At 64.5% G+C, this 15,261-nt stretch carries 12 protein-coding genes and 2 riboswitches; of the genes, 5 read left to right on the plus strand and 7 right to left on the minus strand.

What is annotated here, in order from left to right:
- Nucleotides 1-32 precede the first annotated feature (32 nt).
- The 3 genes from F0A17_RS13330 to F0A17_RS13340 all read left to right on the plus strand — a co-directional run bounded on the left by F0A17_RS13330 (nt 33) and on the right by F0A17_RS13340 (nt 3,488).
- Nucleotides 33-1,016 (plus strand): LacI family DNA-binding transcriptional regulator, encoded by a 984-nt coding sequence (locus F0A17_RS13330; protein WP_149328851.1) that lies wholly within the window; start codon nt 33-35, stop codon nt 1,014-1,016.
- A 118-nt stretch (nt 1,017-1,134) separates the two neighbouring features.
- Nucleotides 1,135-2,613, plus strand: a complete 1,479-nt coding sequence (locus tag F0A17_RS13335; protein WP_149328852.1) for a hypothetical protein — start codon at nt 1,135-1,137, stop codon at nt 2,611-2,613.
- Between the two features lie 176 nt (nt 2,614-2,789).
- Entirely contained in the window at nt 2,790-3,488 is a 699-nt protein-coding gene (locus F0A17_RS13340) for a CBS domain-containing protein (protein ID WP_149328853.1), read from the plus strand.
- Nucleotides 3,489-3,539: 51 nt separating this feature from the next.
- Here the strand turns inward: F0A17_RS13340 and F0A17_RS13345 are convergent, their stop codons facing one another.
- From F0A17_RS13345 to F0A17_RS13360, 4 genes are all read right to left on the minus strand, one after another.
- Nucleotides 3,540-4,664: an aminotransferase class V-fold PLP-dependent enzyme gene (locus F0A17_RS13345; protein ID WP_149328854.1), complete on the minus strand. Its 1,125-nt coding sequence runs from the start codon at nt 4,662-4,664 to the stop codon at nt 3,540-3,542.
- 147 nt (nt 4,665-4,811) lie between these two features.
- On the minus strand, nt 4,812-5,414 hold the full coding sequence (locus tag F0A17_RS13350; RefSeq protein ID WP_149328855.1) for a class I SAM-dependent methyltransferase: 603 nt from the start codon (nt 5,412-5,414) through the stop codon (nt 4,812-4,814).
- A gap of 238 nt (nt 5,415-5,652) precedes the next feature.
- A complete protein-coding gene (pta, locus tag F0A17_RS13355; RefSeq protein ID WP_149328856.1) occupies nt 5,653-7,827 on the minus strand; it encodes a phosphate acetyltransferase in 2,175 nt (724 codons plus the stop codon).
- The gene (locus F0A17_RS13360) at nt 7,824-9,011 is read right to left on the minus strand and encodes an acetate/propionate family kinase (RefSeq protein WP_149328857.1); all 1,188 of its coding nucleotides are present in this window, start codon (nt 9,009-9,011) and stop codon (nt 7,824-7,826) included. Before F0A17_RS13360 ends, pta begins: the two co-directional genes overlap by 4 nt.
- Nucleotides 9,012-9,169: 158 nt before the next feature.
- On the opposite strand from F0A17_RS13360, the gene F0A17_RS13365 reads away from it, so the two are divergent.
- Together F0A17_RS13365 and F0A17_RS13370 are read left to right on the plus strand one after the other, a co-directional pair.
- Nucleotides 9,170-10,099, plus strand: a complete 930-nt coding sequence (locus F0A17_RS13365; protein ID WP_149328858.1) for an EamA family transporter — start codon at nt 9,170-9,172, stop codon at nt 10,097-10,099.
- Between the two features lie 101 nt (nt 10,100-10,200).
- Nucleotides 10,201-10,749, plus strand: coding sequence for a porin family protein (locus tag F0A17_RS13370; RefSeq protein WP_149328859.1), 549 nt, complete (start codon nt 10,201-10,203; stop codon nt 10,747-10,749).
- A gap of 76 nt (nt 10,750-10,825) precedes the next feature.
- On the opposite strand, the gene F0A17_RS13375 is transcribed toward F0A17_RS13370, so the two are convergent.
- The 3 genes from F0A17_RS13375 to tenA all read right to left on the minus strand — a co-directional run bounded on the left by F0A17_RS13375 (nt 10,826) and on the right by tenA (nt 14,997).
- Nucleotides 10,826-12,076 carry a PDDEXK family nuclease gene (locus F0A17_RS13375; RefSeq protein WP_149328860.1) on the minus strand — a complete coding sequence of 417 codons (1,251 nt, stop codon included), beginning with the start codon at nt 12,074-12,076 and terminating at the stop codon, nt 10,826-10,828.
- Between the two features lie 131 nt (nt 12,077-12,207).
- On the minus strand, nt 12,208-14,097 hold the full coding sequence (gene thiC, locus F0A17_RS13380) for a phosphomethylpyrimidine synthase ThiC (RefSeq protein ID WP_149328861.1): 1,890 nt from the start codon (nt 14,095-14,097) through the stop codon (nt 12,208-12,210).
- A gap of 73 nt (nt 14,098-14,170) precedes the next feature.
- A riboswitch (TPP riboswitch) is annotated at nt 14,171-14,291 on the minus strand.
- A gap of 37 nt (nt 14,292-14,328) precedes the next feature.
- Nucleotides 14,329-14,997 carry a thiaminase II gene (gene tenA, locus F0A17_RS13385; RefSeq protein WP_149328862.1) on the minus strand — a complete coding sequence of 223 codons (669 nt, stop codon included), beginning with the start codon at nt 14,995-14,997 and terminating at the stop codon, nt 14,329-14,331.
- 75 nt (nt 14,998-15,072) lie between these two features.
- Nucleotides 15,073-15,209, minus strand: a riboswitch (TPP riboswitch).
- Nucleotides 15,210-15,261 lie beyond the last annotated feature (52 nt).

Here is a 15,261-nt window from a genome sequence, read left to right on the forward strand (position 1 = left end):
GGGCGCGGCTCTTCCGACAATGAGACAGGGACATGACCAGAGCAGCGCCCAAGACGGCGACCATACGGGAGATTGCCAGGCGTGCGGAGGTGTCCATCGCCTCCGTCAGCCGGGCACTGAACGGCAAGCCGGGCATCAGCGAGGCCCTGCGCGAACATATCCTGGCGATCAGCCGAGAGATCCACTATCGGCCCAGCGCGGCCGCGCGCCAGCTTATCAGCGGCAAGGCCGCCGTGGTCGGCATCTCCCTGGGGCGGCAGGACATCGATCTGCGTCCCTACTACATCCTGCTGTATCAACATCTGACCCTGGCGCTTCACCGACAGGGTACGGTGCCGATTTTCTTCGCCCACGACCAGACGGGGATCTTGCCCGAGCGCGCCGGCGCCGCCATTCTGCTGGGGGAGTTTCCCGACGATACGCGCCCGGCGCTGCTGCGCGAGCGGCAGGTACCCTTTGTACGCGTAGGCGAGGCCGGCGAAGGCTTCTCGGTGGCGCCGGACGATCGTCACGGGCTCTACCTGGCCACACGTCACCTGATCGCCAGTGGCCGGCGGCGGATCGTATTCATGGGTGACGATCTGGAGCAGCCCCTGGGTCAGCGGCGCCTGGAGGGCTATCGGCAAGCCCTGTCCGAAGCCGGCCTGACGCCGAGGACGATCAGCGTGCCCCATTGCCACGATGCCGCCCTTACCGGTTATCGCCACTTGAACCGACGGCTGGCCAGCCTGACGGCGGGAACCATGCCGGATTTCGATGCGCTGGTGTGCGAAACCGATGAGCTGGCGCTGGGTTGTCTGGCGTCACTGGAAGACCACGACATCGATGTCCCCGGGCAGGTGGCGGTCACCGGGTTCGATGACCTGCCGACCCTGGCTGCACGGCTGACCACAGTACGTCAGGATATCGCCGCGATCGCCAACGAGAGCGTACGCCTGCTCGGTGACGCCGTGGCCGGGAAACCGCCGTGCCATGTCTCCCTGCCCGTGAAGCTGATCGTGCGTCAAACCGGTTGAACGCCCGGCGATGAGCGATTCGCGCGCTGGATGCGGCGTGGCCTCGCAACCGGTTAAGGCAGTACCATCGAATGGATGGGCTTGAGCCTGGCAACCACGGAACAGGAGCGGCGACGACGTGATCACCGTCGAGCGCAAGGATAGCTTTCATCTGAAGATCTCTCGTGTCATGCAGGAGGAGACGTCGCATCGCCTGGAGTGCTTCCTGTTCGTGCCCGGCGAGCTCGGTCTCAATGATCACGTCCTCTCCGAGAGTGATTTCTACTACAGCGCCATCCATGTCAAGCGCACCTACTATAGCGACAAGCATCATCTGCCGCTGGTGCTCAGCCGCCTGGCGAGTCGTGGCCGGCTGAGTAGCGGGCAGTATCGCCTGAGCCTGAGCCTCTACGCCTATCAGTACGTGGTGGCGCTCGATCGCGCCACACAGTCCCTGCTCGACACCGCGCGCGAGATGCAGCGGGCCGGGCGGCGCGCCGACGAACGCAGCCGGCAGGACGAGACGCCAGCCGATGGCGGGACAAGCGAGGGGCAAGCGGACAGCCTGCACGAGCGTCTCGAGGAGCTGTGCGAACTGGCCCAGGGGATTCTGCGTCGCCTGCGCCGAAATCGGCCGGGCGACGTTAATCTGCACAAGTATTACGCCAACATCGACAACTATCTTTCGTGGTTTACCGAACAGCGCCTGCTGGCACTGGTGGCGCATCTGCCTCGGGGGCGCGATTATCGGGCCATTCGCGAGCGCCTTCTGGCGATCAGCCAGGACGAGAGCGAGCATCGCGAGCGTGAAGAATACAATGCCCAGCGGGTGGTTCACGATCCGACCCGAATGTCGAACAAGATGCGCCTGCTGCGTCGGCTCATCGAGTATCCCGTGACGCTGAAGCAGATTACCCAAGAGCTGGGCGGAGGCGAGCAAAAGGCGGTCAAGGGACTGGCCACCGGACTGGTGATGATCTTCGTTTCGCTGGGGTTGCTGGAAGCCCGCGATGCGCTAGGCAACATTACCGCGCTATTCGTGCTGACCATGGCGCTGCTCTATGCCATGCGCGAGGTGTTCAAGGATGACCTGCGCAATACTCTCTGGCGCTGGCTGCGCAAGGGCCGGCCGAAATGGCGCCGACAGTATTTCGATGCCACCAGCAATGCCCTGGTGGGGCGCCAGCTCGAGTGGTTCGACTACAAGCGCTTCGGCAAGCTCGATGAACAGATCAAGCGGGTGCGCAAGCGCAACGTGGCCCAGCGCGAGGAAGTGGTCCTGCACTACCGCTCAAGCTCGCGCATGTCCCCCACGCGTTTCCTCAGCGGCTACGAGAAGACCCGAGAGACCCTGTCGCTTGATCTGACGCCGCTGACTCGGTTGATGGACAAGGGCAGTCACCAGATCTATCGGCTCAAGGAGGGCCAGGTGGCACGCGAGTCGGTCGAGAAGCGCCATCTGCTCAATCTGGTGATTCGCGAGCAGGGCGGCAACGCCGAGCCGCTCGTGCAGCGCTGGAAGATCGTGATGAGTCGCTCGCGTATCGTCGATGTGGTCAAGGTACATGAGGAAGGGGGCGAAAATACCGAAGCCGAGCGGGGGGAAGCCCAAGGTTGAAATCGACGGTACCCTGTCGGGCTTGCGTTGCGATAGATCGGGACCGACGCAAAGGCGTTCTGTTGACGCTGGGGTGGGGCGTGTATTTGTGAGCCCGGCCAAGTCGGTCTAGCTTTCTAGTAGATGTCCGAAGTCTGCCGTTTCCCTTTCCTGAGATGTCACTCGGAGATGCCACGATGCTAGCTGCCGATGTCATGACCCCCAAGGTCATCACCGTTTCGCCCGATACGGAAATCCAGGAAATCGCACGTCTCCTGCTCGAACATAACATCAGCGCGGTACCCGTGGTGGACGATGCCCAGAGCGTACTTGGTATCGTCAGCGAGGGGGACCTCATGAGACGTGCAGAAAGCGACGAGGGGCAGCGCAAGTCCTGGTGGCTGCGGATCTTCGCCGGTGGCAGCAGCGCTAGCGACTACGTCAAGACGCATGCGCGCCGAGCGCGCGAGATCATGACGCCCGACCCCATCACCATCGAGGAAGACGAACCGCTCCATCGCGTGGCAAGGCTGCTTGAGCAACAACACATCAAGCGGGTGCCGGTGGTGCGCGACGGCAAACTGGTGGGCATCGTCAGCCGTGCCAACCTGCTGCGGGGCTTCTCCGCCACGGCACCGGACACCGCGACGCCGGTGAGCGTCGATGATCGTGAAATTCGCGACGCCATCCTGCAGGAGGTGGACGAGAACACCGGCGTGTGGGTCGACCGCATCAACGTGATCGTCACCGATGGCGCGGTGCAACTTTGGGGCTTGGTGGAGAGCCAGGATGAAAAGATGGCCGTTCAGGTGGCCGCCGAGAACACGCCGGGTGTGAAATCGGTGGAAAACAATCTCGGCATGATGCCGCGTGGCGTGAGCGGCTACTGGACTTGAATGGAATCGATCGGGGCAGCCTGCAGGCCGCCCCGCGCGGATTGCCTAAGCTCAGGCAATCCGATTGAGAGCGGCCTCGAGGTTGGCCAGGCTACGCTCGCGGTGGTGTAGTTTATCCAGCCCGAACAGGCCAATCCGAAAGGCTTGGAAGGATTCTCCCTCATCACACATCAGCGGCACTCCTGCAGCGACCTGGATGCCGGCCTCGGCGAACTTGGCCACGATGCCCGGATCGCGGGTATAGCAGACGACCACGCCGGGAGCCTCGTAGCCCGGCGCCGCTACGCTGCGGTAGCCGTGACGGGCAAGCAGCTCCCGCACCCCTTCGCCCAGAGCAAGCTGTTCGTCGCGCACCCGGTCGAAGCCGTAATCGGCGGTTTCGCGCATGATATCCCGCAGCCGGGCCAGACCGTCAGTGGGCATGGTGGCATGATAGGCGTGACCGCCGTTCTCGTAGGTCTCCATGATCGCGAGCCACTTGCGCAGGTCGCAGGCGAAACTGGTGCTGACGGTGTGTTCGATACGTTCCCGGGCGCGCTCGGAGAGCATTACCATGCCGCAGCAGGGCAAACCGCTCCAGCCTTTCTGCGGAGCGCTGACCAGCACGTCGACCCCGGTCTTGCGCATGTCGACCCATAGCGTGCCGGAGGCGATGCAGTCGAGCACGAACAGGCCACCGACCTCGTGAACGGCCGCTGCGATCCGTTCGAGATAATCGTCAGGCAGCAGGATGCCGGCGGAGGTCTCGACATGAGGGGCGAAGACGACGGCGGGGCGCTCCTCGTGGATGCTGCGCTCGACCTCTTCGATGGGGACGGGGGCGAAGGGGGATTCGGCATCGTCCGGATCCAGGCGGCGCGCTTTGAGCACGGTCGTGGATTCGGCGATGGCGCCCATCTCGAGGATCTGCGACCAGCGGTAGCTGAATTGGCCGTTGCGCACGATCAGACAATGCTGGTTGGTGGCGAACTGGCGCGCCACGGCTTCCATGCCGAAGGTGCCGCTTCCAGGCACGATCACGGCGCTATGGGCGTGATAGACCTGCTTGAGGGTCGCCGAGACTTCGCGCATCACGCCCTGGAAGCGACGGGACATGTGGTTGAGCGAGCGGTCGGTATAGACCACCGAGTACTCGAGCAGGCCATCGGGATCGACATCGGGCAGCAGGCCGGGCATTGGGTTCCCCCTTGGGTACGTGACTATCGAACCACCGAGGATATGCCGTTTCCCGGCCGCGGGCCAGCGCGAGCGTCTCCGACGGGCTTTGACGCAATGCCATGGGAACGATTCGCGAGCCGGAAAGGCCACCGGCTCGCTAACGCCTCATTTGTGGCAGTAGTAGAGCCGGGCCGGTGGGACGTTGATCGGCTCGAAATCGCTCTCCACGCGGGTAAAGGTCTGGCGCAGGTCCGACGAAACTTTGGGCGAGAACTGGTAGATCAGCATGGCGCCACCCGATCCCAACGCTTCCCGGCTGGCCGCAAGGATGCGTTCACGGCACTCGGCCGGCATGGTGCTGAAAGGAAGACCCGCCAGCACATAGTCGGCAGGCGGCAAGCCCAACTGGTTCAGCTGCGCCTGGATGTCCTCGGCAGACCCCGCGATGACCTTAAGACGCGGGTCGTAAAGCGAACGGTTGAGAAAATCGACGAAGTCATCGTTGGTCTCGATCACCACCAGCGTGGCGTTCGGATGCAGACGGTTCAGAATCTCCCGCGTGATGGTGCCTACACCGGGCCCGTACTCGACGATGACGCGTGCACGCCCCCAATCGACCCGTTCGAGTAGGCGACGAACCAGGAACGGTGAGCTGGGAATGATAGAGCCCAGCATGCGGGGATGCTTGAAGAAGTTGCGCGCAAACAGCGATAGCTGGGCACGTCGATCGGGGCCCGCCAAGGCTACGGGTCGCTCTTGAACCGCCATGGGCATTCCTCCTGATTTGCTGCGAACATGCCTCCACTCTAGGCCAGCCAGCGCCAGCGTGAAAGGAACGGCGTTCGTTACTCGTCATGAAGAAACGGCTTTACATCACTGCCGGGCACTACTGCAACGGCCTGAACCTGGCCCCGTCTGCTGACCGACCTGCTGCTGGCGCGTGAGCCGTAGGACAATCCCACCCCCTATTGGCCCCAGCGGCTGGCCGGGCGGAGCGGGGGGCGGTCTAGCCCCGCTGGGCGGCCTGAATGGCCGTCAATGCGATGGTATAGACGATGTCGTCGACCAGGGCCCCGCGCGAGAGGTCGTTGACCGGCTTGTTGAGACCCTGCAGCATTGGGCCCACGCTGACCACCCTGGCGCTGCGCTGCACCGCTTTGTAGGTGGTGTTGCCGGTGTTGAGATCAGGGAAGACGAACACCGTGGCGTTGCCGGCCACCGGCGAGTCCGGTGCCTTCTGCCGGCCCACGCTCTCGATCGCGGCGGCGTCGTACTGCAGCGGGCCGTCGATCAGCAGGTCGGGCGCCAGCTCGCGAGCCAGGTGGGTGGCTTGACGTACCTTCTCGACGTCGGCGCCGCTACCCGATTCGCCGGTGGAGTAGCTGATCATCGCTACCCGCGGTTCGATGCCGAAGGCCTGGGCGGAGCGCGCACTCTGGATGGCGATCTCGGCCAGCGCCTCGGCGTCTGGATCGGGGTTCACCGCGCAGTCGCCATAGACCACCACCTGTTCGGGTAGCAGCATGAAGAAGATCGATGATACCTGACGATAGCCGGGGGCGGTCTTGATCAGCTGAAAGGCCGGACGCACCGTATTCGCCGTAGTATGCACGGCACCCGAGACCAGGCCGTCGACCTCGTCGAGCTGCAGCATCATGGTACCGAGCACCACATTGTCCTGCAGTTGGTCTTCGGCCGTCAGTTCGTTTACCTTGCCCCGGCGGCGCTCCACCATGGGGGCCACATAGCGATGGCGGATACGCTCGGGGTCGACGATCTCGAGCCCCTCCGGCAGCTCGATGCCGCGGTTGTGCGCCACTTCCTCGACCTCTTCGCGGCGGGCCAGCAGCACGCAGTTGGCAATGCCGCGCCGCTGGCAAACCGCTGCGGCCTCCACGGTGCGCGGCTCGTTGCCTTCCGGCAGGATGATACGTCGGTTGGCGCGTTGCGCCCGCTTGACCAGCTCATGACGGAACGCCGACGGTGACAGGCGCGGAGTAAAGCCGCGGCTCAGGTGGTCCTTGAGCCACTGGAGATCGAGGTGGCCAGCCACGAAGCGGGTTACCTGCTCGGCGCGCTCGAGGTCATCCATGGGAATGTCGTTGCCCATCCGGCCCAGGTTCTTGGCCGTGGTAAAGCTGTCGGTATCCACCGCCAGTACCGGCATGCCGGTCTTCAGTGCCGGCCGGCACATCTCGATCATGTTGTCGTTGGGCATGAAGCCGTTGGTGAGCAAGACGCCGGCCATGGGCACCCCGTTCATGGTCGCCAGCGCCGCTGCCAGCACGATGTCGTCGCGATCGCCGGAGGTTACGATCAGGCTGCCGGGGCGGAACACATGCAGCGCGTTGGCGGCGCTGCGCGCGCATAGGCTGGTGGAAAGCACCCGTCGGTTGGCGGCGTCGCCTTCGTTGAGCATGCGGGCGTTCAGTGCCCTGGCCACGTCGATCACCCGAGGGGCGATCAGCGCCGGGTTGTAAGGCACCACGCCGATTAGATGAAAGCGGTCGGTGGCAAGGGCCGGCGAGTAACGGCGCAGCTCGGCGAGAAAGGCATCGTCGAGCAGGGTGGGGCTATTGTCGGGCACCGGCGTCGATTCTTCGGTGCCGGGCAGGTTCTGCATGCGCATCAGGATGCAGCCAAGGGTGCGTACGGAGCCCACGCCGCCGAAGGCGCGCGCGTGCATGTCGAGCTGTTCGGCCAGGGCTTCGGGATTGGCGGCGTCGCCGCTGCCGACCAGGATGATCCGCGCATTGAGCGCATGCGCCAGTTGGGTGTTGAGCTGGGTGGCGTAGGTGCCGTGAGCCGTGGGCACCAGACCCTCCACCACCATTAGGTCAGGCGGTGATCCCTCTTCGTTTCCCAGCGCCATGTCGTGCAGTTCGATCACCTGTTCCATCAGTACATCCAGGCGATCCTGGCGCAGCAGACGCTCCATGTCGGCCTGGGCGATGGGGGCCGGTGGGCGGAGGCCGAGGGTGCTGCCGACCAGGGCAGTGGAACGGTCGGGCCCTGGGCCGTTGAGTTCATCCTGGCGGAACGGCTTGAAGAAGCCTGTCTTCAGACCGAGGGTATCCAGCGCCTGCATCAGCCCGAGGCTTGCCGAGGTCAAGCCGACCCCGACGCCGGTCGGCACCATCAGCAGGTTCTGGGGATGCGGTCGTGCGTTGCGTGGCGTCATGTGTGGTTTCTTCCCTTCTGAACCAGACGCTGGCGGGTTTCGTCAGCGATCTGGCCCTCTTCGTCGGTGGGGATGACCCACAACTGGCGGCCCCCGGCGTCGATACGCCCTTCGCGCCCGCGGATCGTTTCGCTGTTGACGGTGCGGTTGAGCTGCAGGCCGAAGTGGGGCAGCAAGCCAATCACCCGCTCGCGCACGAGCGCGGAGTTTTCACCGATGCCTCCGGTGAAGACCAGGCCATCGAGACGGGGAAGGGCGCAGGAGAGAGCGGCCAGGGATTTGGCGATGCGGTAGCAGAATACCTCGATGGCCAGCGCTGCGCCCGGATGGCCTTGCGCTTCGGCGGCTTCCAGTTCGCGCATGTCGTTGGTCAGGCCCGACAGGCCGAGCAGGCCGCTGTTGCGGTTGAGCACCTCGTCGATACGATCCAGCGACCAGCCCAACTGGCGTGAAAGATGCGCGTGCAGGCCCGGGTCGACGTCGCCGCTGCGCGTGCCCATCGCCAGCCCTTCCAGCGGAGTCAGCCCCATGCTGGTATCGAGGCTCTGGCCCTGCCATACGGCGCAGGTAGAGCAGCCGTTGCCCAGGTGGGCGGTGAGCCAGGCACCGCCTCCCAGCCCGCCCAGGCGGTCGGCGCGCCGGCTGACATAGGCGTGGCTGGTGCCATGGAAACCGTAACGGCGTATGGCGTGGTCGCGGTAGAGCGCATCCGGCAGGGCGTAGCGATAGGCCCGTGGTGGCAGGCTTTGGTGAAAGGCGGTATCGAATACCGCGACCTGGGGCAGATCGGGAAATAACCGACGTGTGGCCGCTACCCCCTCCAGGTTGGCGGGGTTGTGCAGTGGGGCGAGGGCCGAGGTCCGCTCGATCGCATCGACGACGTCATCGTCGATCAGTGCGGCGCGGGTGAAACTCTCGCCGCCATGCACGATGCGATGGCCCACCGCAAACGGCCTGCGCCCTTCCAGGCGATCGAGTATCGCCTCCAGCGCCCGGGTATGATCAGCCTCGCCGAGGGCTTGTGTGAAGGATTCGCCGCGGCTGTCTACGCCCCTGAGCTGGGCGTCGCCGCCTCCCAGACGCTCCGCTAGCCCGGCCAGGCGCGGCCGGTCCGGCTCGGACGGAACCAGGGCGTACTTGATCGACGATGAACCGCAGTTGATGACCAGTACCGAAGCGTTCATCGAGGCTCCGCAAGAAGAGAATGTAAAGGCAGGATAGACGTCGGACTTTAGTCTATCACTCTCGGGACGCTGCCCGTCCTGCTCCAGGTCAGACATGATTAGGCGTCTATCGAAAATGCTGGCATGCTGATGGCCCTCCGATACTGTAGGGAAACGAGATGTCGACCGAGACCCTGGCAACTGGCGGGGCATCGCTGCTGCCGCGCCATCTTGCCGTACTGTTGCTTGCCTTTGTCGCCACGCTGTTCGCCGGTAATCACGTCGCGGCTCGCCTGGCTTTCGACGAGGGCACAGGATTGCTGCTCGCCGTGTTGGTACGCTCCGCGGTGGCCCTCACCGTGCTGGTGACCCTCTTCCTGTGGCAGGGCAAACGTCTGGCGTTACCCTCCGATGCTCGACCCTGGCAACTCCTGGCGGGGCTGATGGTCGCGATTCAGAGCCTGTGCCTCTATTCGGCGGTGGCGCGCATTCCGGTGGTCGTGGCGCTGCTGTTGATGAACACCTTCCCCATACAGCTGGCACTGCTCACCTGGGCATTCGGCGGGCCACGCCCGACGCTGCGCGCGGCACTGATCATGGCAGTCATCCTGGTGGGCCTGGTGGTCGTGCTCGACGTTCCGGCCTGGCTGGCGAGTCCCGAGGCGCTCGGGCCGGACTGGCTCCCCGGGGTGGCCTTCGGCCTGGGCGCGGCGACAGCCTTCTCCTGTGCCCTATGGATGACCGAGCATCATCTCGGTGCGGTGGGCAGTACCCTGCGCAGCTTGCTGACCATGCTCACGGTATTCGGCGTGATGCTCGTCGCCGGTGCCCTGCAGCTGGTTCCGGGCGGCATGGCACTGCCGGGAAGCGGCAGTGGCTGGGGAGCTCTGGTGGCGCTGGCTCTGCTCTACAGCGTGGCGTTCTCGGTGCTGTTCATCAGCGTGCCGCGGCTGGAGATGGCACGCAATGCACCGGTAATGAACGTCGAGCCGGTCGCTTCGCTGCTGCTGGGCTATGTGATGCTGGGGCAGATGCTGACGGCGACCCAACTCGTCGGGGCGACCATCGTTTTGGGTGGGATCGTCGCCCTGAGCCTTTCACCTCGCTGAGCCTTCACTTGCCTTGTTTGGCTTCGCTTGCGCCTTCCGTGGAGATGTACCAAACTGCCATTCGGATGTAGGGAAACACTGTTTTTTAATGGAGGTGAGAGATGAAACCGCTAGCTATTACTGCCGCCGTCGTCATCGCCAGTGCCGCTGCTGTCTCCGCCCAGGCCCAGCAGGGCCAGAGCCAGGGCTCTCAATATCGCAGTCCGGGGCAAAGCCAGGCCCAGATGCCCATGTATCCGCGTACCTACGCCGGGGCCGATGCGATGTTCTGGGATCTCGATTACGACCATGGCGAAGACGGCGATAGCGTGGGACTGCGCCTCAATGGTGGCGCCCAATTCTCCGACTACTTCGGTGTCGAGGCCCATCTGGGCACCGGCGGCTCCGATGGCCCGACCGAACTGGAATATCTGGTCGGTGCTTACGCCAAGGGGATTCTGCCGGTTTCCCAAGAGTTACGCCTGTACGGTCTGGCAGGCTTCACCGAGGTGGATTTCGATACCGACCAGGAGAGCGGCTTCTCGTACGGCGCCGGTGCCGAGTTCGATGTGGCCCCCAACCTGGCGATCGGGGCCGACTACATGCGTTATCTCGACAAGTCGGATTACACCTTTGATGCTGCCAGCGTCGGGGTCCGCTACCGCTTCTGAAGTCAGGCTTCCTTCACGATACGCGTTTGGCGCCCCCGGCTCTGGCGGGGGCGCTTCGTTACGGTGCAAAGGCCATTCAACTGCCCGGCCAGCGACCGCTCTCCTTCCAGTGCGCCAGCAAGGCGGGCAGGTGTTTCAAGTCGCCACTTTCCACCACTTCGACTCGCGGCCCTTGGGTGCGTTGCAATTCGGTCAGACGCCGTTGAGCCCGGTCGAACTCGCCGCAAGCCAGCAACAGCCGGGTGGCGGCGAGCCCGGCGGAGTGGTTGAGCAGCTCGTGCAGGCGCTGGAGACCCTGCTGCAGACAGGCCTGCGCTCCCGGTCGCGCGATCAGGCACTCGAGGAACAGCAATCGGTTGTTCTCAACGGCCAGGCAGGCCGATATCACCGGCTGGTCGTTGCGGTCGACATCCAGGTCGAGAATATGGGTACCACAGCAGGCCTGGGACAACCCCGCCTCGCGCGCGCTGTGCCAGGCGTACTCGGCGAGCCAGCCACCGCCCAGAAAGAGGGCGTCCTCAAGCGTGGTTACCTCCACCTCAAGCGGTTGGGCGTCCATCCAGCGCAGCAGTCCGGCCTCGTGCAGCTTGGCCAAGGCGTCGGTCGCGGGGAACTGGGGGGGACGATGCAGGCGCTGGCGGCTGGCACCGCGACGCAGGCTGGGGCTGGCAGGTGGGGCGCGCCGTTCGAGTACCCCGTCAGGGCCGTGCACGATGTCGCTGAGTTCACCGAGCAAGCCGGCCAGCCTGTCGGCATGGTGCGCCAGATAGTGGGTCAGGAATCGACGTCGCTCGCTGTTTCGCTGCCACTCGGCGCTGTCGGAAAGGGCGCGTACCCGCTTGCGGCCGTTGGCCTGGAGATAGCGATCGATATCCAGCACCGGCTCGATGGCCAGCACTTCGGGGCTGGAAGAGGGAGAGCCGGAGGCCATGCGATAGAGCGCGTTGGCTTCCTCATCCACATACAGCCAATCGGCCTCGCAGCGTCGCATGGCCTGCTGCAGCAACAGGGCGGTGGGCGTGCCGCAACTGCCCGGGTCGTAGGTAATCGATAGGTTGGGTTCGTCGAACTGCCGACGCTGCAGCGTTTCGGTGAGAGCGTCGAGATATTCGCCGATGCGCTGGGGGTCGCTCGTCGGCATGTCGTCACCGACGTGAATGTCGGTACCCACCGGCAGTTCATGGCGTAGCAGGATCGCCAGTCGCTCCACGTCCCGCTGCGTTGATCGGTATGGCACCAGTTCGACCTGTTGCGGGCGTAACTGCAGGATCGGTATCAGGCTCGCTTCGGGGCGTTCGGTTACCAACGCGACATGCAGGTGAGGCATGGGCTCGCTCCCTGATCTACCATGTTCCCTACAGGCTACATCCGAGCCTTCGCGGCTGTCGCCTCCTCAGTGGCAAAAAAACACGCCGGCCTCAAGGCCGGCGTGATGCTTCTGAAGCAGCGTCGCGGCATTCAGACTTCCCTGTAGAGTTCCGCCCCCTGCTCCTGGAACTTCTTCGCCTGCTCCTCCATACCCTTCATTACCGCGTCGGCATCGCCTTCGAGGCCATTTTCCTTCGCGTAGTCACGCACCTCCTGGGTGATTTTCATCGAGCAGAACTTGGGCCCGCACATGGAGCAGAAGTGGGCCACCTTGGCTGAGTCCTTGGGCAGCGTTTCGTCGTGGTACTCGCGGGCAGTGTCCGGGTCCAGGCCGAGGTTGAACTGATCCTCCCAGCGGAACTCGAATCGCGCCTTGGACAGGGCATTGTCGCGGCGCTGGGCGGCCGGATGGCCCTTGGCCAGGTCGGCGGCGTGCGCGGCGATCTTGTAAGTGATGATGCCGGTCTTGACGTCATCCTTGTTGGGCAGGCCCAGGTGCTCCTTGGGCGTGACGTAGCAGAGCATGGCGCAGCCGTACCAGCCGATCATCGCCGCGCCGATACCCGAGGTGATGTGATCGTAGCCGGGGGCGATGTCGGTGACCAGCGGGCCGAGGGTGTAGAAAGGCGCTTCGTGGCAGTACTCCAACTGCTTGTCCATGTTTTCCTTGACCAGGTGCATGGGCACATGGCCGGGGCCCTCGATCATCACCTGCACGTCGTGCTTCCAGGCGATATGGGTCAGTTCGCCCAGGGTCTTGAGTTCGGCCATCTGCGCCTCGTCGTTGGCGTCGGCCACCGAGCCCGGGCGCAGGCCGTCGCCCAGGGAGAAGGCCACGTCGTACTGCTTGCAGATCTCGCAGATTTCCTCGAAGTGGGTGTAGAGGAAGCTCTCCCGATGATGGAAGAGGCACCATTTGGCCATGATGGAGCCGCCGCGCGAGACGATGCCGGTGACGCGCTTGGCGGTCAGCGGCACGTAGCGCAGCAGCACGCCGGCGTGGATGGTGAAGTAGTCCACCCCCTGTTCGGCCTGCTCGATCAAGGTATCGCGGAACACTTCCCAGGTGAGGTCTTCGGCGACGCCGTTGACCTTCTCCAGTGCCTGGTAGATGGGCACCGTGCCGATGGGTACCGGCGAGTTGCGGATGATCCACTCGCGGGTCTCGTGAATGTTCTGGCCGGTGGAGAGGTCCATGATGGTGTCGGCGCCCCAGCGGATGCCCCAGGTCATCTTGTCGACTTCCTCCTCGATAGAGGAGGTGACCGCCGAGTTGCCCAGGTTGCCGTTGATCTTCACCAGAAAGTTGCGGCCGATGATCATCGGCTCGGATTCCGGGTGGTTGATGTTGCAGGGAATGATGGCGCGGCCTTCGGCCACTTCCCGGCGCACGAACTCGGGCGTGATCTCCTCGGGCAAGCGGGCGCCGAAGCCCTGGCCCGGATGCTGGTGGCCGAGGATGCGTTCGACGTCTTCCGTCCCCAAGGCTTGCCGGCGCTGGTTCTCGCGAATAGCGATGAACTCCATCTCCGGCGTGACGATGCCCTGGCGGGCGTAGTGCAGCTGGGTGACGTTCTTGCCTGCCTGGGCGCGGCGCGGGGTGCGGGTCAGGTCGAAGCGCAACTGGGCCAGTGTCGGGTCGTTGGCGCGGCGCTTGCCGTACTCGCTGGTCGGGCCGTCGAGGAATTCGGTGTCGTTGCGTTCCTCGATCCAGGCACGGCGCAGCTCGGGGAGTCCCTTGCGCAAGTCGATCTCGGCCTGCGGGTCGGTGTAGGGGCCCGAGGTGTCGTAGACCAGCAGCGGCGGGTTCTCCTCGTCGGCGCCGGATGTCTTGGTCGGCGACAGCGAGATCTCGCGGAAGGGCACGCGAATGTCGGGGCGTGAGCCTTCGACGTAGCGCTTGCGCGAGCCGGGCAGCGGCTGGATGGCGGCCTCGTCGACCCGGGCGGTCTCGGCGAGGAAGTGGGCGGTCTTGCTCATGTCGTTCTCCCTTGGGGTCGAGCTAGTCAGGGAGGACAGCTGGGAGGACAGGGGCAGTTCACCGCAGCGGTGAGCCTGCATGTCGCTTGATCCCTACGCTGGTCCTAGCCAGTTCAGGTTCAACGGGCCCCATGCTCGAGCGCCTTGGCGCTGCATGATCTCAGCCGTTTCCAACGGCACCCCGTCAAGCGTGTTTGCCCGCCATGTCGACGGGTATTGCATGGCAGCGGGTCAGATCGCTCGATCGAGTCCCATCTGCCAGAAGTCGGTTTCGAGTCGTGTGGCGTCGCGGAACACCCGGGCCAGCTCGGCAAAACGCGCCGGGGCGATGCCGGCCAGGCGTGCATCGAGCCACTCGAGCTCAGCGAGCATGGCGCTCTGGAACTCCTCGCTCTCGTACATGGCGATCCAGGCCTCGAAGGGGTTGGTTTCGCCGCGCACGGTAAAGGCCTGGGCGTTTAACCAGTTGGCGATCTCGCCGTAGCCGACCAGGCAGGGAGCCAGCGCCACGTGCAGGTCGAGTAAGTCGCCGCGGTTGCCGGTATCCAGCACGTAGCGGGTGTAGGCCATCGTTGCCCTGGCTTCGGGCAGTTCGGCCAGCATCTCCTCGCTGATACCCCACTCGCGGCAGTAGCCCACGTGCAGGTCGAGCTCTACGTCAAGTATCGCCTTGAGCCCCTCGTGGGCCTGGCGCAGATCGGTCAGGGTGCGGCTCTTGTAGGCGGCCAGGGCGTAGGCCCGGGCGAAGTGAATCAGAAACAGGTAATCCTGCTGCAGGTAGTGGCGAAAGGCGCCCTCGTCGAGGGTGCCGGCGCCCAGCTGGCGCACGAAGTCGTGCTCAAGGTAGGCGCGCCAGTCATCGTGGCAGGCGTCGGTCAGGTCGGTGAAGCGATAGCCCATCTTGCCTCCGGTATGAACGGATCCAGAGCGCGCGGGAGGGAGGAAAGGGTGGCCGGGGAGTGGCGGCGAGACGTGCCGGGGCCACCGCTTGATCCCTACGCCGGTACGAGCCGGATCAGGTTCTACGGGCCCCGCCGTGACGATAGCAGCTCGGAGGAGCTTTTGTCGTATGGCGATCTCAGCCGGTTCCACCGGCACCCCGTCAAGCGTTGCCGCCAGTCTAGCAGGATAGCGCCGGCTTGCCAGTCATCGATGAGAAATGCG

Source organism: Billgrantia pellis (assembly GCF_008297955.1).
In the GTDB taxonomy this organism is placed as follows: domain Bacteria; phylum Pseudomonadota; class Gammaproteobacteria; order Pseudomonadales; family Halomonadaceae; genus Halomonas; species Halomonas pellis.

What these genes read in the sequence shown, in the direction of transcription:
- F0A17_RS13330 (WP_149328851.1), top strand. Translation starts at nt 33, where the DNA reads ATGACCAGAGCAGCGCCCAAGACGGCGACCATACGGGAGATTGCCAGG.
- F0A17_RS13340 (WP_149328853.1), top strand. Translation starts at nt 2,790, where the DNA reads ATGCTAGCTGCCGATGTCATGACCCCCAAGGTCATCACCGTTTCGCCC.
- F0A17_RS13345 (WP_149328854.1), bottom strand. Translation starts at nt 4,664, where the DNA reads ATGCCCGGCCTGCTGCCCGATGTCGATCCCGATGGCCTGCTCGAGTAC.
- F0A17_RS13350 (WP_149328855.1), bottom strand. Translation starts at nt 5,414, where the DNA reads ATGGCGGTTCAAGAGCGACCCGTAGCCTTGGCGGGCCCCGATCGACGT.
- pta (WP_149328856.1), bottom strand. Translation starts at nt 7,827, where the DNA reads ATGACGCCACGCAACGCACGACCGCATCCCCAGAACCTGCTGATGGTG.
- F0A17_RS13360 (WP_149328857.1), bottom strand. Translation starts at nt 9,011, where the DNA reads ATGAACGCTTCGGTACTGGTCATCAACTGCGGTTCATCGTCGATCAAG.
- F0A17_RS13365 (WP_149328858.1), top strand. Translation starts at nt 9,170, where the DNA reads ATGTCGACCGAGACCCTGGCAACTGGCGGGGCATCGCTGCTGCCGCGC.
- F0A17_RS13370 (WP_149328859.1), top strand. Translation starts at nt 10,201, where the DNA reads ATGAAACCGCTAGCTATTACTGCCGCCGTCGTCATCGCCAGTGCCGCT.
- F0A17_RS13375 (WP_149328860.1), bottom strand. Translation starts at nt 12,076, where the DNA reads ATGCCTCACCTGCATGTCGCGTTGGTAACCGAACGCCCCGAAGCGAGC.
- thiC (WP_149328861.1), bottom strand. Translation starts at nt 14,097, where the DNA reads ATGAGCAAGACCGCCCACTTCCTCGCCGAGACCGCCCGGGTCGACGAG.
- tenA (WP_149328862.1), bottom strand. Translation starts at nt 14,997, where the DNA reads ATGGGCTATCGCTTCACCGACCTGACCGACGCCTGCCACGATGACTGG.